At 69.7% G+C, this 19,990-nt stretch carries 18 protein-coding genes; 5 read left to right on the plus strand and 13 right to left on the minus strand.

Features of this window, described 5'->3' with window-relative positions:
- Nucleotides 1-59: 59 nt before the first annotated feature.
- Nucleotides 60-956 (plus strand): hypothetical protein, encoded by an 897-nt coding sequence (locus ACX1D0_RS06360; RefSeq protein WP_459020035.1) that lies wholly within the window; start codon nucleotides 60-62, stop codon nucleotides 954-956.
- Between the two features lie 2 nt (nucleotides 957-958).
- On the opposite strand, the gene ACX1D0_RS06365 is transcribed toward ACX1D0_RS06360, so the two are convergent.
- The 5 genes from ACX1D0_RS06365 to dxr form a co-directional block, all read right to left on the minus strand.
- The gene (locus ACX1D0_RS06365) at nucleotides 959-2,728 is read right to left on the minus strand and encodes a proline--tRNA ligase (RefSeq protein WP_459020036.1); all 1,770 of its coding nucleotides are present in this window, start codon (nucleotides 2,726-2,728) and stop codon (nucleotides 959-961) included.
- A 52-nt stretch (nucleotides 2,729-2,780) separates the two neighbouring features.
- Nucleotides 2,781-3,617 carry a GNAT family N-acetyltransferase gene (locus ACX1D0_RS06370; protein ID WP_459020037.1) on the minus strand — a complete coding sequence of 279 codons (837 nt, stop codon included), beginning with the start codon at nucleotides 3,615-3,617 and terminating at the stop codon, nucleotides 2,781-2,783.
- Between the two features lie 10 nt (nucleotides 3,618-3,627).
- The gene (gene ispG, locus ACX1D0_RS06375) at nucleotides 3,628-4,770 is read right to left on the minus strand and encodes a flavodoxin-dependent (E)-4-hydroxy-3-methylbut-2-enyl-diphosphate synthase (RefSeq protein WP_459020038.1); all 1,143 of its coding nucleotides are present in this window, start codon (nucleotides 4,768-4,770) and stop codon (nucleotides 3,628-3,630) included.
- A gap of 67 nt (nucleotides 4,771-4,837) precedes the next feature.
- A complete protein-coding gene (locus ACX1D0_RS06380) occupies nucleotides 4,838-6,121 on the minus strand; it encodes a M50 family metallopeptidase (RefSeq protein WP_459020039.1) in 1,284 nt (427 codons plus the stop codon).
- Nucleotides 6,118-7,314 (minus strand): 1-deoxy-D-xylulose-5-phosphate reductoisomerase, encoded by a 1,197-nt coding sequence (gene dxr / locus ACX1D0_RS06385; protein WP_459020040.1) that lies wholly within the window; start codon nucleotides 7,312-7,314, stop codon nucleotides 6,118-6,120. Before dxr ends, ACX1D0_RS06380 begins: the two co-directional genes overlap by 4 nt.
- 64 nt (nucleotides 7,315-7,378) lie before the next feature.
- Here dxr and ACX1D0_RS06390 point away from each other — a divergent pair, with 64 nt between their 5' ends.
- The gene (locus tag ACX1D0_RS06390; protein ID WP_459020041.1) at nucleotides 7,379-8,071 is read left to right on the plus strand and encodes a phosphotransferase; all 693 of its coding nucleotides are present in this window, start codon (nucleotides 7,379-7,381) and stop codon (nucleotides 8,069-8,071) included.
- A gap of 1 nt (nucleotide 8,072) precedes the next feature.
- Here the strand turns inward: ACX1D0_RS06390 and gdhA are convergent, their stop codons facing one another.
- From gdhA to rpsB, 7 genes are all read right to left on the minus strand, one after another.
- The gene (gdhA, locus tag ACX1D0_RS06395; RefSeq protein ID WP_459020042.1) at nucleotides 8,073-9,410 is read right to left on the minus strand and encodes an NADP-specific glutamate dehydrogenase; all 1,338 of its coding nucleotides are present in this window, start codon (nucleotides 9,408-9,410) and stop codon (nucleotides 8,073-8,075) included.
- Between the two features lie 86 nt (nucleotides 9,411-9,496).
- Nucleotides 9,497-10,615, minus strand: a complete 1,119-nt coding sequence (gene rlmN / locus ACX1D0_RS06400; protein WP_459020043.1) for a dual-specificity RNA methyltransferase RlmN — start codon at nucleotides 10,613-10,615, stop codon at nucleotides 9,497-9,499.
- A gap of 26 nt (nucleotides 10,616-10,641) precedes the next feature.
- Nucleotides 10,642-11,502, minus strand: coding sequence for a phosphatidate cytidylyltransferase (locus ACX1D0_RS06405; RefSeq protein ID WP_459020044.1), 861 nt, complete (start codon nucleotides 11,500-11,502; stop codon nucleotides 10,642-10,644).
- A complete protein-coding gene (gene frr / locus ACX1D0_RS06410; RefSeq protein ID WP_459020404.1) occupies nucleotides 11,503-12,057 on the minus strand; it encodes a ribosome recycling factor in 555 nt (184 codons plus the stop codon).
- A gap of 37 nt (nucleotides 12,058-12,094) precedes the next feature.
- Entirely contained in the window at nucleotides 12,095-12,802 is a 708-nt protein-coding gene (pyrH, locus tag ACX1D0_RS06415; protein ID WP_459020045.1) for a UMP kinase, read from the minus strand.
- A 108-nt stretch (nucleotides 12,803-12,910) separates the two neighbouring features.
- Entirely contained in the window at nucleotides 12,911-13,720 is an 810-nt protein-coding gene (gene tsf, locus ACX1D0_RS06420; protein ID WP_459020046.1) for a translation elongation factor Ts, read from the minus strand.
- A 29-nt stretch (nucleotides 13,721-13,749) separates the two neighbouring features.
- The gene (rpsB, locus tag ACX1D0_RS06425) at nucleotides 13,750-14,736 is read right to left on the minus strand and encodes a 30S ribosomal protein S2 (RefSeq protein WP_459020047.1); all 987 of its coding nucleotides are present in this window, start codon (nucleotides 14,734-14,736) and stop codon (nucleotides 13,750-13,752) included.
- 289 nt (nucleotides 14,737-15,025) lie between these two features.
- Between rpsB and ACX1D0_RS06430 the strand changes: the two genes are divergently transcribed.
- Nucleotides 15,026-15,925, plus strand: coding sequence for a M23 family metallopeptidase (locus ACX1D0_RS06430; RefSeq protein WP_459020048.1), 900 nt, complete (start codon nucleotides 15,026-15,028; stop codon nucleotides 15,923-15,925).
- 13 nt (nucleotides 15,926-15,938) lie between these two features.
- On the opposite strand, the gene ACX1D0_RS06435 is transcribed toward ACX1D0_RS06430, so the two are convergent.
- The gene (locus tag ACX1D0_RS06435; RefSeq protein ID WP_459020049.1) at nucleotides 15,939-16,844 is read right to left on the minus strand and encodes a tyrosine recombinase XerC; all 906 of its coding nucleotides are present in this window, start codon (nucleotides 16,842-16,844) and stop codon (nucleotides 15,939-15,941) included.
- Nucleotides 16,845-16,942: 98 nt separating this feature from the next.
- Here ACX1D0_RS06435 and def point away from each other — a divergent pair, with 98 nt between their 5' ends.
- Together def and ACX1D0_RS06445 are read left to right on the plus strand one after the other, a co-directional pair.
- Nucleotides 16,943-17,545 (plus strand): peptide deformylase, encoded by a 603-nt coding sequence (def, locus tag ACX1D0_RS06440; protein ID WP_459020050.1) that lies wholly within the window; start codon nucleotides 16,943-16,945, stop codon nucleotides 17,543-17,545.
- Between the two features lie 108 nt (nucleotides 17,546-17,653).
- Nucleotides 17,654-19,954 (plus strand): ExeM/NucH family extracellular endonuclease, encoded by a 2,301-nt coding sequence (locus tag ACX1D0_RS06445; RefSeq protein ID WP_459020051.1) that lies wholly within the window; start codon nucleotides 17,654-17,656, stop codon nucleotides 19,952-19,954.
- Nucleotides 19,955-19,990: the final 36 nt, after the last annotated feature.

Consider the following 19,990-nt stretch of genomic DNA (forward strand, 5'->3'; position numbering starts at 1 on the left):
TCCCTATCCGGTTGTTGGCCTCAATTGTGAAGCCCAAGCATACCGATAGGCTGAAACGCATGAGGTGTGGCCGACGCGCGGTGGTGGTCGCTCTCCTGCTGTCCGGGTGCGGGGTGGACGCCACCGTCGAGTCCTCCACCCGCCCGGTCCCGGATCCCGGGCCCACCCCCAGCCAGGCGCCGGAGACGCTGGCGGCTGCCCAGGCCGTGGCCCGCCTGCTGGCCGCCGTCGACGCCACGCCGGCGCCCACCGAGGGGGCCGCCTCTGCCCTCACCGCGCTCCTGGACCGGCTGCGCGCGGAGGACCCGGTGGCCGGCGGCGAGCCGGTCTTCGCATCCCCCTCACCGCCCCCGGCCCCGTCCGCCGTCGCCGCCGGGGAGACGGTGGCCGCCGCCGCGCAGGAGGCGGAGGATGCGCTTCGCGCCGCCGCACTGGCGGCCGACCGCCAGCCGCTGCGCCTGCTCTTCGCCTCGGGTGCCTGCACGGCGCGGGCCCACCGCAGCGACGGCCCGGCGTCGGTGCAGAGCGACGCCGCCCCGCGGCACTTCCAGGGCACCACGGTCGCGGCCTCGCTGCCGATCGCCCTGAGTCACGCCTGGGCGTTGGTCTACGGGCTGGGGGTGGGGCTGGGGCGCCTGGACGGGGCGGATCCGCTGCGCGCGCTGGGCGCGGCCCGCCTCGCTGATGCCAAGGAGGTGCGCAACGAGCTCCGCGACGCCGTTCCGGGGGTCCCTCCGGTGCAACCGGCCAGCTTCGAGCTCCCCACCGGCATGGCCACGAGCGCCGAGATCCGAGCCGGATGGGGCGCGCTCGAACTCGGCCTGCTGGAGGGCCTGGGCCGGTTGGTCGCGGCGGGGGGGCCGGGGGTGCCCCGGTGGCTGGACCTCATGGTGGCCCAGGTCGACGCGGCGCGCGCCGTGGGCACTCCCCTGCCGTCGTGGCCCGGCTGGGCCTGAGGTCAGCGCCCGGCCGCCGCTACGACCACATCAACGGCGTCCGCCACGGGGATCTCTCGCCTCTCCCCCGTCCGGCGGTCGCGCACCTCCACCACCCCGTCGGCCAGGCCGCGACCCACGACGACGACGATGGGCATCCCCATCACCTCGGAGTCTGCGAACTTCACGCCCGGGCTCGCCTTGCGGTCGTCGTAGAGCACGTCCAGGCCCCGGTCCGACAGCTCGACGGAGATCCGCTCGGCCTCGGCGAAGATCGACTGATCCTTGCCCGTGGCCAGCAGCTGGACCTGATAGGGAGCCAGGGCGAGGGGCCAGCACAGGCCCTTGTCGTCGCAGGTCGCCTCCGCCACCGCGGCCACCGCACGGGACACGCCCACGCCGTAGGAGCCCATGGTGACGGTGACCAGCTTGCCGTTGGCGTCCAGGACCTTGAGGCCCAGCGCGTCGGCATACTTGCGGCCGAGCTGGAAGATATGGCCCATCTCGATGCCCCGTGCCAGCGTGAGCGGCCCCGAACCGTCCGGCGCCGGGTCGCCCTCGCGGACCTCGGCCACGTCCAGGACGCCGTCGCCGACGAAGTCCCGGCCCGCGGTGACGCCCACCAGGTGCCTGTCGCGCTCGTTGGCCCCCGTGGCCCAGGACGTGCCCGAGACCACGCGGGGATCGACCAGGTACTCGATGCCGGTGGCCGAGTCCTTGCCGAGCACGCGGCTCCCGTCGAGCGAGACCGGGGAGATGTAGCCGACCACCAGAGCGGGGTGGCGCGCGAAGTCGTCCGGACCGAACGGCTCGGCGACGGCGGGCTCCAGCGCAGCAGCGAGGCGCTTCACGTCCACTTCGCGGTCCCCTGGGAGGCCGACGGCGAGAGGGCGGCTCTTCCCGTCGGCGCCCGTGACGGTGAACAGCAGGTTCTTCAGCGTGTCGGCACCGGTCCACGAGCGCTCGGGGAGCTCACGGTTGAGAATCTCCACCACCGCGGAGATCGAGCCGGCGTCCGGAGTCTCGACCACCGACATGGCCGGGGCGTCCTCGAGGGGCAGGTCGGGCGGCGCTGCCACGCGGATGGCCTCAACGTTGGCCGCATACCCGCCCGGGGATCGCACGAAGGTGTCCTCGCCGTTGGCGGCCACCGCGAGGAATTCCTCGGAACGGGAACCGCCCATGGCACCGGCCATCGCCGAGACGATGACGAACTCCAGGCCCAGGCGCTGGAACATCCGCTCATAGGCCGCGCGGTGCCGCTGGTAGCTGGCCTCGAGACCGGCGTCGTCGACGTCGAAGGAGTAGGAGTCCTTCATGATGAACTCGCGCCCGCGCAGCAGGCCCGCCCGCGGCCGGGCCTCGTCGCGGTACTTGATCTGGATCTGGTAGAGCGACAGCGGCAGGTCCTTGTAGGAGCTGTACAGGTCCTTGACCATGAGGGTGAACATCTCCTCGTGGGTGGGGCCCAGCAGCATGTCCGCGCCCTTGCGGTCCACCAGCCGGAAGAGGTTGTCCCCGTAGTCCGCCCACCGCCCGGTCAGCTCATAGGGCTCGCGCGGCAACAGCGCCGGGAAGCGCACCTCCTGGGCCCCGATGGCGTCCATCTCCTCCCGGACGATGGCCTCCACCTTCTGCAACACCTTGAGGCCCAGCGGCAACCACGAGTACACCCCCGGGGCGGCGCGACGGATGTAGCCGGCCCGCACCAGCCACCGGTGGCTCGGCACCTCTGCGTCGGCGGGATCATCGCGGAGCGTACGGACGAACAGGCTCGACAGGCGGGAAAGCATCGTTCAGGGCGCCTTTCATGGGGGTGGGGCGCAGCAAAGCCTAGTCCATGGGTCAGAAGTGCACGGTGGCCAGGGCGCCGACCTCCACGAACCCGAGACGCTCGTAGGCCTTGATGGCGGGGGTGTTGAAATCGTTGACGTAGAGGCTGATCTGCGGAAAGCGCTGCATGGCCAGGCTGAGCATCCCCGCGAGCGCCGGCACGCTCATGCCGCGGCCGCGGAGGGCCGGTTCCACCCACACACCCTGCAGCTGCGCCTGCCGCCCCAGCTTGGGGCCGAGGTCCGCCTTGAAGATCACCGTGCCCCGCTCGTCGACGACGCCGTACGCGTCGCCGTCCACGAGCCGCTGCATGACGAACCGCTCGTATCCGGAGCCGTACTTGAAGGGCGAGCTGCCGATCTCGTCGGTGTACATGTTGACGGAGGCGTCGAGGTAGCTCGGGTAGTCGTCGACGGTCAGCTGCCGGACCCGCGGGTCGGCCTCGACGGCGGGCGGCGTCTCCAGCAGCATCAGGGGCTGGCGGGCACGGATGTTGCTGACGTTGCCCCAGGATCCCCGCCATCTCTCGGTGAGCCCAAGGTGGAGCCCGAGCACTGAGATCGAGGGCCCGAGGATGGAGGTGCAGCGCCGCACGGGGCCGAGTTGGCCCACGAACGCAGGCAGGGCACCCGGATCGAATCCGGCGACGAACACCGTGCCGCCGTCGAGCATGAGCGCGGTCACCTCGCCACCCTGCTGGTAGGCGTAGACGTTGCCCAGACGACGGCGGTCGATGCCGTAGGCGGCCACCTTGGCCGCGAGAAAGAGGTTCTCGATGGGGCTGCGGGCCAGAAAGCTGAGGGCCTCGTCCCGGTCTGCGCTTGTCAGCGCGCGAACCCGGGGAGCCATGCGCGACAGCCTAGGAGACGGAGACGGCAGGCGTGCCGATCTCGCCCATCTCGGCCGCCAGCCGCTGGGCCTCGATGATGAGGGTCTCGACGATCTCGTCCTCCGGGACCGTCTTGATCACCTCGCCCCGGACGAAGATCTGACCCTTGCCGTTGCCGGAGGCCACGCCGAGATCGGCCTCGCGCGCCTCGCCGGGCCCGTTGACGACGCAGCCCATGACGGCCACCCGCAGCGGGGCCTGCATGCCCTCGAGCCCCTTCGTGACCTGCTCGGCGAGGGTGTAGACGTCCACCTGCGCGCGGCCACACGACGGGCAGGACACGATGTCGAGCTTGCGGGGCTTGAGGTTGAGCGACTCGAGGATCTTGAGGCCCACCTTGACCTCCTCGGCCGGGGGTGCCGAGAGCGAGACGCGGATGGTGTCGCCGATGCCGCGGCTCAACAGGGAGCCGAACGCGACGGATGACTTGATGGTGCCCTGGAACGCGGGGCCGGCCTCCGTGACTCCGAGGTGCAACGGGTAGTCGCACTTCTCCGACAGCATTTCGTAGGCGCGCACCATCACCACCGGGTCGTTGTGCTTGACCGAGATCTTGAAGTCGTGGAAGCCGACGTCCTCGAACAGCGAGGCCTCCCACAGCGCCGACTCGACGAGCGCCTCCGCGGTGGGCGCGCCGTGCTTGGCGAGGAGCCGCCGGTCCAGCGAACCCGCGTTGACGCCGATCCGCAGCGACACCCCGGAGTCCGAGGCCGCCTTGGCGATCTCCGCCACCTTGTCGTCGAACTGCTTGATGTTGCCCGGGTTGACCCGGACCGCGGCACAGCCCGCGTCGATGGCCGCGAAGACGTAGCGAGGCTGGAAGTGGATGTCCGCGATGACCGGGATCTGCGACTTCATCGCGATGATCGGCAGCGCCTCCGCGTCGTCCTGGCTCGGAACCGCCACGCGCACGATGTCGCAGCCCGTGGCGGTGAGTTCCGCGATCTGCTGCAGCGTGGCGTTGATGTCCGTGGTCTTGGTGGTGGTCATCGACTGGACGCTGATCGGCGCGTCTCCGCCGACCAGCACCTTGCCCACCTTGATCTGCCGGGTCTTGCGACGGGGAGTGAGAACGGGGGCGGGCGCGGCGGGCATACCGAGGTTCACGGACATGGCGCCCAGACTACCTGTTACGGGGCGTGAACCGCTCCGGCTGCGGAGCGGTGGGCCCGCCCGCCCACTAGAAGATGCTGATGGGCGAGATGATGTCGGCCAGGATCAGCACCACGCCGCCGAGAAGGAGGAATCCACCGACGATGTAGGTGACCGGCAGTCCCCTTGCGGTGTCGACGTGGCCCGGATCCGGGCGCCCGAGGACCCGCGCGGAGCTGCGGCGCAGCCACTCCCACACGGCCGCGGCCACATGCCCGCCGTCGAGCGGCAGCAGCGGGACGAGGTTCAGCAGCGCGACGAAGAGGTTGACCGAGCCGAGCAGGGACAGCCAGGTCGCGGCCTTGTCCGCCACCTCGAGCTCGGTGCTGGCCCCGATCTCACCGGCGACGCGTGAGGCGCCGACGATGGACAGCGGCGAGTTGATGTCGCGCGGCTGACCCGTGACCAGATCAGCCGCCACGTTGTAGACGCGCACCGGGAAGCCGGCCAGGGCCACCACCGACTGCTTCGTCATGGTCCACATCTGGTCCGCGGTCTCCACCACGCCTCCGCGCCGCTGTTCGATGGAGGGGCTGACGCCGAAGAATCCGGCCTCCACCGTGCGGGTCGGATCCAGCCGGTCCGCCACGTTGTTGAGCACCGTGGTGACCACCGGGAGCTCCACCCGTTCACCGTCTCGCTCGACGACCACGCGGGCCTCGCCGTCGCGGTTGACCCGGATCAGATCGCCCATCTGCTCCCAACTGGTGAGCTCGGTCCCGTTGAACGAGACGAGGCGGTCCCCCTCGCGCACGCCGGCCTCGACCGCGGGGGTGACCGGATCGCCGTCGCGGCAGGTGCGGTCCGCCCGGTCGACCGGCACGGCGCACTCCGAGACGGCGGCCACCGTCAACGTGGCCGTGGGGACGCCGTAGGCGACATTGATGCCGAGGAAGATGACGAAGGCGAGCACGATGTTCATCAGCGGGCCGCCGAGCATCACCACGATCTTCTGCCAGGTCTTCTTCTCGTAGAGGAGGCGCCCCTTGTCCGCGTCGGTGATGTCCTCGTACTCCACCGAGCGCGCCTCGTCAGCCATCCGGCTCAGCCAGCCTGGCCTGGCGGAGGGACGGTGCGGGGGGTACATGCCCATGAGGCGCACGTAGCCGCCCAGCGGGATGGCCTTGATGCCGTACTCGGTCTCGCCGCGACGGGTGGACCACAGCGTCTTGCCGAAGCCCACGAAGTACTTGCTGACCCGGACCCCGAACAGTTTCGCCGGGACGAGGTGGCCGACCTCGTGCAGGGCGATCGACGCCATGATGAGCGCAAAGAAGAGCACCGCGAACACCACGGTGAGCAGGGCGGTCATGCGCCCGCCAACTCGGCGGCGCGGACCCGGCCCCAGCTGTCGGCGCCGAGTACCGCCTCCACGGTGAGGTCCTCGTCCGCGACGTGCCCGCCCGCGAGATGCTCGTCGACGCAGACACCGACGATGCGCGCGATGTCCAGGAAACCGATGTTCCCGGACCAGAATGCCTCGACGCAGGCTTCGTTGGCGGCGTTGTAGACGGCGGGAGCGGTGCCTGCCGCCTTCCCCGCACGCCGGGCGAGTTCCACCGCGGGGAACGTCTCGTGGTCCAAGGGCTCGAACGTCCAGGTGGCGGCGGTCGACCAGTCGCAGGGCGCCGCGGCGTCGGGCAGCCGCTCGGGCCAGGTGAGGGCGATACCGATCGGCAGCCGCATGTCCGGCGGCGATGCCTGCGCGATCGTCGATCCGTCGTGGAACTCCACCATGGAGTGCACGATCGACTGGGGATGCACCGTGACGACGATGTCGTCGTAGTCCACGCCGTAGAGCAGGGCCGCCTCGATCAGCTCGAGGCCTTTGTTGACGAGGGTGGCGGAGTTGATGGTGATGACCCGGCCCATGTCCCAGGTGGGATGCGCCATGGCCTGCTGCGGGGTGACGTCCAGCAGCTCGTCGGCCCTCCGCCCGCGGAACGGGCCGCCGGAGGCGGTGAGGATGAGGCGCCGCACCTCGTCGGCACGGCCCGAGCGGAGTGCCTGCGCGAACGCGGAGTGCTCGGAATCCACCGCGACGATCTGGCCGGGCGCCGCCGCCTGGGTGACGAGCCGCCCGCCGATGACGAGCGACTCCTTGTTGGCCAGCGCGAGCGTGCTGCCCGCAGCGAGCGCGGCCAGGGTGGGCCCGAGGCCCGCGGCGCCGGTGATGGCGTTGACCACCACGTCGGATCCGAGGGCGGCGAGCTGCGTCGACGCCTGCGGGCCGAGGAGCAGCTTGGGCAGCTGGTACTGGCCGGAGCTCCACCCGCGCCGGTCCGCCTCCGCGTAGAGGGCCCGCTGGAGTTCCTGAGCGGCGCTGGCCTTGGCCAGCCCCACCGTCTCCGGCTCGAACTCGATGATCTGGCGCGCCAGCAGCTCGAGGTTCCCGCCCGAGGCCGACAGCCCGACCACCCGGAACCGGTCCCGCCTGGTGGAGACCACGTCGAGGGTCTGGGTACCGATCGAGCCGGTGGAGCCGAGCAGGACGAGTGTGCGCACCGGGCAAGTGTAGACGCGGCCCCGCCGCCGCATCCTGGCCGAGGAGCTGTGCGACGATCGACCCATGCCGCTCGCCGCCCCTCCCCCTCCCGGGACCCCCGTCCCGTTCGCCATCACCCACTGGGCCGCCGTGAACCGCCGCCATGTCGAGCAGTTGGTCTGGCGCAACGAGCTGGGCGGCCTCACCGCCCGCCTCGTCGCCGACGACGCCACCCCGTTGTACGCCAAGTGGAGCCCGCATGACCTCCTCCCCGAGGCGGAGCGCCTTTCGTGGCTCTCCGGCCGCCACCCGTCGCCGCGGATGGCGGACTTCGAGGAACTGGACGACGGTTGGCTGGTCGTCACGGTCGGCCTCCCCGGCGAGTCGGCCGTGTCGACGAGGTGGGCAGGAGAGCCGGACCGGGCGGCCTTCGCGATCGGCGCCGGGCTCGCCCGGCTGCACACCCTGGACCCGGACGACTGTCCGTTCGGACCCGCCGGCTGGATCGGTGTCCAGGACGAGGTGGACGTCCTCGTCGTGACCCACGGGGACGCCTGCGCGCCCAACACGCTGCTCGGTCCCGACGGCTCGTTCGTCGGCACCGTGGACGTCGGCGAGCTCGGCGTGGCCGACCGGTGGGCGGACCTGGCCATCGCGTCGTGGTCGTTGGAGTGGAACTTCGGCCGCGGCCACGAGGACGCCTTCTGGGCCGGGTACGGCGAAGCGCCGGACCCTGAGCGGATCCGGCGCTATCGCACCCTGTGGGGTGAGCCCTGACTCAGACCAGGCCGAAGGCCTGCATGGCGGCCGCGACCCGTTCGAAACCGGCGATGTTCGCGCCGACCACGTAGTCCCCGGGCGCGCCGTAGGACTCGGCGGTCTCCGCGCACATGTCGTGGATGTTGCGCATGATCGTGGTCAGGCGCTCCTCGGTGTACTCGAAGCTCCACGAGTCACGCGAGGCGTTCTGCTGCATCTCCAGCGCTGAGGTGGCCACGCCACCCGCGTTGGCGGCCTTGCCGGGACCGTAGAGGACCTTCGCCTCCTGGAAGGCGCGGATGCCCTCAGGGGTGGTGGGCATGTTGGCGCCCTCGGCGACGGCGATGACGCCGTTCCTGATCAGCGTGGCCGCCTGGTCCCCGTTGAGTTCGTTCTGCGTGGCCGACGGCAGCGCGACATCCACAGGGACGTCCCAGATGGAACCGCCGGCCTGGTAGGTGGCGGAGGTTCGGCGCTCGGCGTAGTCGCTGACGCGCCCACGCTCGACCTCCTTGATCTGCTTGAGCAGGTCCAGGTCCACGCCCGCCTCGTCGACGACGTAGCCGGTGGAGTCCGAGAAGCTGATGACGGTGCCGCCCAGCTGGTGGACCTTCTCGATGGCATAGATGGCCACGTTGCCGGAGCCGGAGACCGTGACCCTCTTGCCGTCGAAGGACTCGCCGCGCGTCTTGAGCATCTCGTCGGCGAACACGACGGTGCCGTAACCCGTCGCCTCGGTGCGCACCAGCGAGCCGCCCCAGGCGATGCCCTTGCCGGTGAGGACGCCGGACTCGTAGCGGTTCGTGATTCTCTTGTACTGGCCGAACATGTAGCCGATCTCACGGCCCCCTACGCCGATGTCACCGGCCGGGACGTCGGTGTACTCGCCGAGGTGACGGTACAGCTCGGTCATGAACGACTGGCAGAACCGCATGACCTCGGCGTCGGACTTGCCGCGGGGATCGAAGTCCGAGCCACCCTTGCCGCCGCCGATGGGCAGGCCGGTCAGCGAGTTCTTGAAGATCTGCTCGAAGCCGAGGAACTTGATCACGCCGAGGTAGACGCTGGGGTGGAACCGGAGGCCGCCCTTGTACGGGCCGAGCGCGGAGTTGAACTCGACGCGGAAGCCGCGGTTGACCTGGACCTCGCCCTTGTCGTCCATCCACGGCACGCGGAAGATGATCTGGCGCTCCGGCTCGCAGATGCGCTCCAGCACCTTGGACTCGAGGTACTCGGGGTGGCGCTTGATCACAGGGTCGAGGCTCTCGAAGACCTCGCGAACGGCCTGGTGGAACTCGGCCTCCCCGGGGTTGCGGGCGACGACACTCTGGAAGACACCCTCCAGTTGTTGCTCCATCGATACTCCTTCGGATTGACTGTCAGCGGGATGATAGTAGCCACCCTCACGGGCGGCTGCGGGGGCGGGTCCCGGATCCGCGCTCTCTACTGCACGGATGCGGCCAGCTGTCCGCAGGCTCCGTCGATCTCGGAGCCGCGGGTGTCGCGCAGCGTCACGGGGACGCCGCGACGCTCAAGGGTCTGCATGAAAGCGCGCTCGTCCTCCTTGCGGGAGGCCGTCCACTTCGAGCCCGGCGTGGGGTTGAGGGGGATGAGGTTGACGTGCACCCACCCCCAGTCGCCCCGCTTCTTCAGGACGGTGGCGAGCAACTCCGCCCGCTGCACCGAATCGTTGATGTCGCGCATCATGGCGTACTCGATGGACACCCGGCGCTTCGTGGTGCGCGCGTACTCCCATGCCGCGTCCACGACCTCGTTGACCTTCCACCGGGTGTTGATCGGCACGATCTCGTCGCGCAGCTCGTCGTCAGGGGCGTGCAACGAGACCGCCAGCGTGAGGGGGAGGCCCTCGCTCGTCAGCTGCTGGATCTTCGGCACCAGTCCGACGGTGGACACCGTGATGCCGCGCGCGCTCATGCCGAACCCGTCGGGGCTGGGCGCCAGCAGGGTGCGGATGGAGCCCAGGACGGCCTTGTAGTTGGCCAGCGGCTCTCCCATGCCCATGAACACGATGTTGTTGAGCCGGCCGGTTGCGCCGGGGACCTCCCCTGCGGCCAGCATCTGGTTGGCGGCCAGCGCCTGCACGGTGATCTCGGCCTGGCTGAGGTTGCGCTGCAACCCACCCTGCCCGGTGGCGCAGAACGGGCAGGCCATGCCGCAGCCCGCCTGCGATGAGATGCACAGCGTGGATCGGCCGGGGTAGCGCATGAGGACGGACTCGAGCAGGGAGCCGTCGTGGAGCCGCCACAGGGTCTTGACCGTGGCCCCCTTGTCTGCAGTGCGCTGGGTCACCCGATCCAGCAGCCTCGGGAACAGCTGGGTTCCCAGCTCCTCGCGGATCGACGACGGGATGTCCGAGAAACCCGCCACGTCGTCCTCGAGCCGGTCGAAGAGGTGGCGGGAGATCTGGTTGGCGCGGAACTTGGGCAGGCCCAGCCGCTGCGTGGCCTCGAGCCGCTCGTCCACGCTGAGATCAAGCCAGTGCTTGGGCGCCTTGCCTCGCGCCGGGGCGTCGAAGACGATGGGCAGCTGGGTTCGGGTCATGGGTCACCTTCGAGAGGGGGAGGAGGTCAGCCGCCGAGGGCCAGGTGCAGGACGAGCCATCCCACCGGGAATGCCACCAGCATGGAGTCGAGCCGGTCCATGACGCCGCCATGGCCGGGCAGGAAGTTGGACATGTCCTTGATGCCGGCGTCGCGCTTGACCAGCGACTCGACGAGGTCGCCGACGGTGGCGGCCAGGGAGACCAGCACGCCCAGCGGGATGCCGACCCACCACGGCGCGTCGAGCAGGAAGACCGTGGCCAGTACGGCGACGGCCGCGGTGACGGTCACGCCCCCGGCCAGCCCCTCCCACGTCTTCCCTGGGCTGATGTGCGGAGCCAGCTTGTGGCGACCGAGCAACGAGCCGACTGCGTACGCGCCGGTGTCCGACGCAACGACGCAGACGATGACGGTGAGGATCCGCAGCTGCCCGTCGGGGGCGCCCATGAGCAGCGGGACGAACATGCCCAGCGCCGGGATGTAGGCGATGAGCAGCGCGCTGGCCGCGATGTCGCGGATGAATCCCTCCGCGCCCCGGAAGAGCCGCGACGCGAGGGCCACGATGATGGTGGCACCCAGGCAGATGATCACGAACGAGGTGGGCGTCACGCGCAGGTCGACCACGGCCGAGAGGTACCCGCCGATCACGCTGAGTGCCGTGCCGAGGACGATGGGCACGATCTCTGCACGCATGCCCTTGCGCAGCATCGCCCCGTTGAGCTCAACCGCCGCCAGGCACAACCCCAGCGCCGCGGTGACGATGAAGACCCACGGGGCCCAGATGAGGCCGAAGGCGAACACCAGGAACAGTGCGACGCCGACCCCGACGGCGACCGGAAGATTCCGGCCCGCCTTCGGGGTTGACGGCTGCGCGATGCTCTGGGTCATTCAGACCTCGAGGAGTTCGGCTTCCTTGTGCTTGAAAAGCTCGTCGATGCTCTCCACGAACTTCTTGGTGGAGGCGTCGAGGGCCTTCTCTGCGCTTCGCAACTCGTCCTCGCTGATCTCGCCGTCCTTCTGTGCCTTCTTCAGGGTGTCCATGGAGTGGCGGCGGACGTTGCGCACGGCGACGCGTGCATCCTCGGCCTTCGACTTGGCCATCTTGATGTACTCCTTGCGGCGCTCCTCGGTGAGCTGAGGGACCAGGATGCGCACGGAGTTGCCGTCGTTGCTGGGGTTGACGCCGAGGTCCGCGTCGCGGATCGCCTTCTCGATGGCACCGATCGCGCTGCGGTCGAAGGGCGTGATCACCATCGAGCGAGGGTCAGGCGAGGTGAAGGTGGCCAGCTGCTGCAGCGGGGTGGGCGCCCCGTAGTAGTCCGCCGTGATCCTGTTGAACATGGCGGGGTGGGCCCTGCCGGTGCGGATGGTGGCCATGTCCTCGCGGGCATGCTCCACCGCATGCTGCATCTTGGTGGAGGCTTCTTTCTGGGTTTCGGTGATCATGGGTGCTCCTCTGGGGTGGCTTGCGGGTGTGGGCCTAGCGCGAGACCAGCGTGCCGATCGGCTCGCCGGCGACCACGCGCCCGATGTTGCCCGGGGTGGAGAGGTTGAAGAAGACGATGTTGAGATTGTTGTCACGCGCCAACGAGATAGCAGTGGCATCGGCCACCTTCAGATCCTCGGTGAGGAACTGGTCGTAGGTGAGATGGTCGAACTTCGTGGCGTCCGGATTGGTCTTCGGATCCTTGTTGTACACCCCGTCGACCCCCTGCTTGCCCATGAGCAGCACCTCCGCCCCGATCTCGAGGGCGCGCTGCGCCGCGACCGTGTCCGTTGAGAAGTACGGCATGCCGGATCCTGCACCGAAGATGACCAGGCGGCCCTTCTCCAGGTGCCGTTCGGCGCGCCGCGGGATGTAGGGCTCCGCGACCTGAGCCATGCTGATCGCCGACTGCACTCGCGTCTCGATCCCGGCCTTCTCGCAGAAGTCCTGCAGGGCGATGGCGTTCATCACGGTGCCGAGCATGCCCATGTAGTCCGCGCGGTCCCGCGCCATCCCGTTCTGCGACAGCTCGGCGCCGCGGAAGTAGTTGCCACCACCGACGACCACCGCCACCTGGGTCCCGGAGTGCACCACTGCGGCGATCTCCGCCGCGATGTTGGACACCACTATGGGATCCACGCCTAGCCGTCCCCCGCCGAACACCTCCCCCGAGAGCTTCAACAAGACTCGCTGATAAGCCACTGGGCCTCCTCGTGCTGGCTGGTGCGCATCATGCGCGTGCGCCGCGACCCGAAAGGATCGCGGCGCACGTCACTCTACTTCACTTGAACTGCGGGGTGCTGGCCTGGGTCAGGCGCCGACGGCGAACCGTACGAAGCGTACGATCTCGGTGTCGCCCGCCTTGAGGGCGTCACCCACCGACTTCTTGTCCTCCCAGACCGCGGCCTGGTCCACGAGGCAGACGTCCTTGAAGAACCCGCCCACGCGTCCCTCGACGATGCGCGGGATGGCGCCCTCGGGCTTGCCCTCCTCCTTGGCGGTGGCCTCGGCGATGCGACGCTCGTTGGCGACGACGTCTGCCGGAACCTCGTCGCGGGTGACCCACTGGGGTGACATCGCGGCGATCTGCATGGCGACCTGGTGCGCGAGCGCCTCGTCGCCCTGGTACTCGACGAGCACGCCGACCTGTGGGGGCAGATCCGCGGCGCGGCGGTGGAGGTAGAGGTGCGTGGCGCCGTCGAAGTTGGCGGCGTTGACGACCGAGAGGTTCTCGCCGATCTTCACGCCGAGGTCCTGGACCGCGTCGGAGACCTTCGCGCCGGAGGCCAGCGTGGCCTCGTTGGCGGTGGCCACATCCGTTGCTCCGGAGGTGATGACGGCGGAGACGATCTCCTCCGCCAGGCCCACGAACTCAGCGTTCTTGGCGACGAAGTCCGTCTCCGAGGCGAACTGGATGAGGGCGCCGTCGCGGCCCGCGACGATGCCGTTGGTGGCCTCGCGGTCTGCCCGCTTCGCGGCCTTGGCCAGCCCCGAGATGCGCAGCACCTCGATGGCCTTGTCGAAATCGCCCTCGGCCTCGGTGAGAGCCCTCTTGGCGTCCATCATGCCCGCGCCCGTGGCGTCGCGGAGCTTCTTCACGTCAGCGGCAGCAATTGCCATGAGTGGTGTTTCCCGTCTTCTCGAGTTGTTCAGTTGGCGGCGGTGGTGGTGTCGTCCTCAGCGGGGACCTCAGCCTCGGTGGCAGGCGCCTCGTCCACGGCGGCGGGGGTCTCCTCGACGATGGGCGCCTCGGCCTCGACGGGGGTCTCCTCGACGATGGGCGCCTCGGCCTCGACGGGAGCCTCAGCCTCGACGACCGGAGCCTCCTCGGCGACCGGAGCCTCAGCCTCGACGACGGGCGCCGCGACGGCCTGGTCCGCACCCAGCAGCTCACGCTCCCAGTCGGGCATGGGCTCGGCAGCGACCTGCTCGCCCCCACGGCCGGCGGAACGCTCGATGAGGCCCTCGGCCACCGCGTCGGCGATGATGCGGGTCAGCAGGTGGACGGAGCGGATCGCGTCGTCGTTGCCGGGGACCGCGTAGTCCACCTCGTCGGGGTCGCAGTTGGTGTCGAGGATGCCGACGATCGGGATGTGCAGCTTGCGCGCCTCATCAACGGCGAGGTGCTCCTTCTTGGTGTCCACGATCCAGACCGCCTGCGGGGTCTTGGCCATGTCACGGATGCCGCCGAGGGTCTTGTCGAGCTTGATCTTCTCGCGCTCGAGCTGCAGCAGCTCCTTCTTCGTGAGGCCGGAGCCGGGCACGTCGGTGAAGTCCATGCCCTCCAGCTCCTTGAGTCGCTGGATCCGCTTGGTGACGGTGTGGAAGTTGGTGAGCATGCCACCGAGCCAGCGCTGGTTGACGTAGGGCATGCCCACGCGGGTGGCCTGCTCGGCCACGGCCTCCTGCGCCTGCTTCTTGGTGCCGACGAACAGCACCTGGCCGCCGCGGGCCACCGTGGACCGGACGAAGTGGTAGGCCTTGTCGATGTAGCTCAGCGACAGCTGCAGGTCGATGATGTAGATGCCATTGCGCTCGGCGAAGATGAACCGCTTCATCTTGGGGTTCCATCGACGGGTCTGGTGTCCGAAGTGGACGCCCGACTCCAGGAGCTGGCGGGTGGTGACGACGGCCATGGCCGGTCCTTTCGCGGCGAGGCTGCGCCCCGCCTGATTGTGGTGAGCGACGCTCACGTGTGGTTACGTTGGTCCGAGTGGACCTGCCTGATGCGCCCGGGGCCGCGCCCGCTCCGGGGAGCGGGACCACGCGACCACCGGCGGTGACCCGCGCAGCGCATGCGATGTCAACCCACAAGGGTTGCGGAGCTCATCTTAGACAGTCCGGCGCAGCGCCACAAACACCACCCTTCTCCACAGCCGGGGATCCACGTGGGAAACGCACCGGCCGGCGGGCGATCAAGGTGACATGCGCGCCCTCCTCCTGTCCCTCGGGGTCCTGCTCACGCTGACCCTCACCCCGCTCACCGCCTCGGCCGAGGGCGGCTTCCTGCTCGAGCCTCCGCTGGGCGGCCGCGTGCTGCGCGGGTTCGACGCGCCGCCGTCCCCCTACGCCGCCGGTCACCGGGGCGTCGATCTCGCGGGTGACGTCGGTTCCGAGGTGCTGGCGGCTGCGGCCGGCCGTGTGTTTTTCGCCGGCCACGTGGCCGGCCGCGGCACAGTCTCAGTGGACCACGGCAACGGCTGGCGCACCACCTACCAGCCCGTGATACCCGGGGTGCGGAAGGGCGACGTCGTCGCGACAGGTGACCGGATCGGCACGCTCGAGGCGGGGCACTGCGCCGGATCGTCGTGCCTGCACTGGGGCCTGACCGACGGAGGATCCTACCTGGACCCCACTGCGTACCTGAGCGTCCCGGTGATCCGGCTCCTACCTGCAGGCGCGAGGCCGTCCGCCGTTCCGCAACTCTCCGCCGCCCACGTCGCCGCAGTGGGATCGCGGCCGGTGCGCGGCCCCGTGTCGTCGCCGTTCGGCATGCGCCGCCACCCGGTCTCGGGCGAGATGAGACTGCACGACGGGGTGGACATCGCTGCTGCATGCGGCACCGCCGTCGTCGCCACGTTGCCGGGGCTGGTGGTGGACGCCTCCTTCCACGTCTCGTACGGCTACCGGGTCCGGATCGACCACGGCGGCGGGCTGGTCATGGCCTATACGCATCTTCCGGGGCTCGACGTGCGGGAGGGCCGGCGGGTCCGGGCCGGGGAGCGTATCGGGCGCGTCGGCACCACCGGACTGTCCACCGGGTGCCACCTCCACTGGATGGCGTGGCGCGACGGTGCCCTGCTGGACCCCCTGTCCCTGGAGTAGCCGGCGCGCGCTCTCAGGCGCGGGGGTGCGCCTGCCGGTACGCCTGGCGCAGGCGTTCGGAGGAGACGTGGGTGTAGATCTGGGTCGTGGCCACAGACGCGTGGCCGAGCATCTCCTGGACGCTGCGCAGATCGGCGCCGCCGTCGATGAGGTGCGTCGCCATCGCGTGGCGCAGTCCGTGCGGGCCGACGTCCGCCCCGGGACCGGCCGCGGAGGTGGTGGCGTGCACCACACGTCGCGCCACCCGCGGGTCCAGGACTCCCCCGCGGGCACCCAGGAACACGGTGTCAGGGCTCGCGTCGGTCGCCACGTGCGGGCGCACCTCCAGCCAGGCGTCGATGGCGCGCAGTGCCGGGAGCCCCAGCGGGACCGTGCGCTCCTTACCCCCCTTCCCCAGGACCCTCAGCGAGCTGCGTTCACGGTCCACATCCCGCAGGAGCAGTCCGCACAACTCGGAGACCCGCAGCCCGCTGGAGTAGAGCACCTCCACTAGAGCGAGGTCCCGCCTCGCGAGGGGATCGTCCTCCTCGCCCGCCCGCTGCTCGGCGCTGGCCAGGCTGACCTCGACGGCGCCTGCCGCCACCACCGTCGGGAGCCGTCTCTGCCGCTTGGGTGCCTTCAGCCGCGCGGCGGGGTCGTCGGCCACGAGACCTTCCTTCTGCGCCCATGCGAAGAAGCCGCGCACGCAGGCCACCCTGCGCTGCACCGTCGCGGACGCGTGGCCCTCGTCGGCCATGAGCGCCAACCACCCCCGGAGACGCGGCAGCGTGACCCGCCGGACCTCCACGTCGACGAAGCGCGCCAGGTCCCGCAGGTCGGTCTCGTAGGCGCGGACCGTGTGCGCCGACAGCCCGCGATCGACGCGCAGATGCGTCGAGTACTCGTCCAGCACGGCGGACCAGCCCGGGGGGAGCTCCATGCCCGCCAGTGTCGCGCACGGACCGGCCAGGCCACGGCACGACACCCGTGCGGCATACTGGGCAGCCGGAAACTGCCTGCTCGACAAGTGGAGGAAACATGGCGCAGGACGATCTCACCCAGGGCGGCTCCGTGCGGCCGATGACGCGGTGGGGCGAACCGGTCATGCACGAGAAGACCGCACCGGTGACCGAGTTCGGTGAGGAGTTGCACACCCTCATCCGTGACATGTTCGCCACCATGCGCGCCTCCGACGGCGTCGGCCTGGCCGCCACGCAGGTGGGCGTCGGTCTCTCGGTGTTCATCTACCAGTGCCCGGATGCCGACGACGTGGTCCAGGTGGGGGTGGTCTGCAACCCCGTGATCACCGTCCCGGAGGGCGTCGACCGGCAGCTCGAGGCGGCCGATGAGGGCTGCCTGTCGTTCCCGGGGGGCTACGCCCAGCTGGCCAGGCCGGACAAGGCGCGCTGCGTGGGGCAGGACCCGTGGGGACGCCAGATCGAGGTGCAGGGCACCGGCCTCCTGGCCCGCTGCCTCCAGCACGAGACGGACCACCTCAACGGAACCGTGTTCGGCGACAGGCTGTCGGCGCGCGCACGCCGCCAACTCGACGCGAAGGTGGCGGAATTGGCGTGGCGCTACCCGGACGACTGGCCGGTCTCACCGAAGGCCCCACACGCCACTCCCGTCGCGGCGGAGTAACGCCACCACCGTGAGCTGGTTCACCTGACGTTCACCAAAGGGCCTACTCAGGTTCAGATGGGTCGCCTAGTCTCTCGAGAAGTTGCTTCGACGACGAGAGAGACGCCCATGCATATGAGAACCCGCCTCACGGCCATCGGCGCCGCCACGGCGCTGGCCACCGGCCTGCTGGCCGCGGCGCCGCAGCCGGCCACCGCCGACACGCCCGACACGTTGATGATCAGCGCCTACATCGAGGGCAGCAGCTCGAACAAGGCGCTGGAGATCTACAACCCCACGGGCTCACCCGTCGCCCTGGCCGGCTACCAGGTCCTGCTGTTCTCCAACGGCCGCACGACGCCGAACTACACCTGGTCGATGACCGGCACGCTCGAGCCGGGAGGCTACCGCCACCTCGTGGACAGCGCCGCGTCCGAGGTGCTTCTCGCACTGGCAGACCAGACCGCCAGCGGACTCTGGAACGGCGACGACGCGATCCAGCTGGTCAAGGACGGCGCAGTCGTCGACTCCTTCGGACAGACGGGCAACGATCCGGGAACAGCATGGATCAGCGGCGACCTCTCCACGGCCAACCGCTCCCTGAAGCGCAGCGCGTGTGTCGTCGACACAGTGCCGTCGGACGCGTTCGACCCCACGGCCCAGTGGGTCGCGTACGCCCAGGATGATCTCTCGATTCTCGGCACATTCGGCTGCGGGGGCGCCACGCCCCCCGCCGAGCCTCCGGCACCTGAGGTGCTGAAGATCGGCGCCGTGCAGGGATCGACGAACACCTCGCCCTACGCGGGCACGGAGGTGACCGTCGAGGGTGTGGTGACGGGCAACTTCCAGACCGGCGGATTCAACGGCTACTTCATCCAGGACGACGGCGACGACGACGACACCACCAGCGACGGCCTCTTCGTCTACGCCCCCGGCGCCGACACCGTCCCCGTCGGCACCGAGGTCCGCGTCACCGGTGGGGTGAGCGAATTCAACGGCCAGACCCAGATCCGGCAGGGCACCCTCGAGACCATCGCCACCGGCAGGACCGTCACACCGCTCGAGCTCGGCCTACCACTCACCGCCCCGGAGAGCCGTGAGTCGATGCTGGTCACCTTCCCCGATGAGCTCACCATCATCGAGTACTTCAACTACGACCGCTTCGGCGAGATCGTCTACGGCACGTCCCGCCAGCACACCCCCACCGCAGTCGTCGAGCCGGGAAACGCCGCGAGTAACCTGCGGGCCGTGAACCTGGCCAACCGGATCACCGTCGACGACGGGCGCACGTCCCAGAATCCGACCCCTGCCATCCACCCCAACGGCGAGGAGTTCTCGGCCGGGAACTACTTCCGCGGTGGCGACGTGGTGGGCAACATCACCGGCGTCCTCAGCTACAACTTCGGCGCATGGAAGATCCAGCCGACGCAGGGGGCCGATCACACGGCCGCCAACCCGCGCCCGGAGGTGCCCGAGGTGGGCGGCGACATCACCGTCGCGTCCATGAACGTGCTCAACTACTTCACGACTCTGAGGTCTGAAGACAGCAGCGCCCGCGGCGCGGACACCGTGGAGGAGTTCGAGCGCCAGCAGGCCAAGATCGTGGCCGCGCTCGCGGAGATGGACGCCGACGTCGTGGGGCTCATGGAGATCGAGAACAACGGCACCGCCGTGGAGAACCTCGTCACCGCCCTCAACGCCCACCTCGGCGCCGACACCTACCGTGCCGTCAACACCGGCGTCGTGGGCACGGACGCCATCATCCAGGCCCTCATCTACAAGCCTTCGACGGTCCAGCCCGTCGGCGAATGGGCCGCGCTGGACTACGGTGACGACCTCAACCGACCCACCATCGTGCAGACCTTCAAGCAGGTGCGGTCCCCGGAGAAGGTCAATGTCGCGGTCAACCACCTCAAGTCGAAGGGCTCCAACTGCAACGCCGTCGGCGATCCCGACACCGGCGACGGCTCCGGCAACTGCAACCTCACGCGCCTGGGCGCGGTGGAGCGGATGACCGAGTGGCTCGCCGCCGACCCCACCGGCGTGGGCGAGGCACGGACCCTGGTGATCGGCGACCTCAACAGCTACGACCACGAGGCCCCGATCGACGCGTTCGTCGACGCCGGCTACACCGACCTGCTCAAGCAGTACGAGGGCGCGGGCGCCTACACCTACGTCTTCGACGGCATGGTCGGCTACCTCGACTACGCGTTGTCCAACGCCGCCCTCTCGGCGATGGTCACGGGCACCGCGGCCTGGCACATCAACGCCGACGAGTCGGACCTGTTCGACTACGACATGACCTTCAAGCAGCCCCTCGAGGAGCAGCTGTGGGCCGCCGACCCCTACCGATCCTCCGACCACGACCCGGTCCTCGTGGGACTCGACCTGACCGAACCCAAGCCCGGCAAGGGCCTCGGCCGGCCCTGATCCGCAGGCATCGCCGGGCCGGTCCTCCTCCGGGGG

The organism is Tessaracoccus pujii, assembly GCF_054483895.1.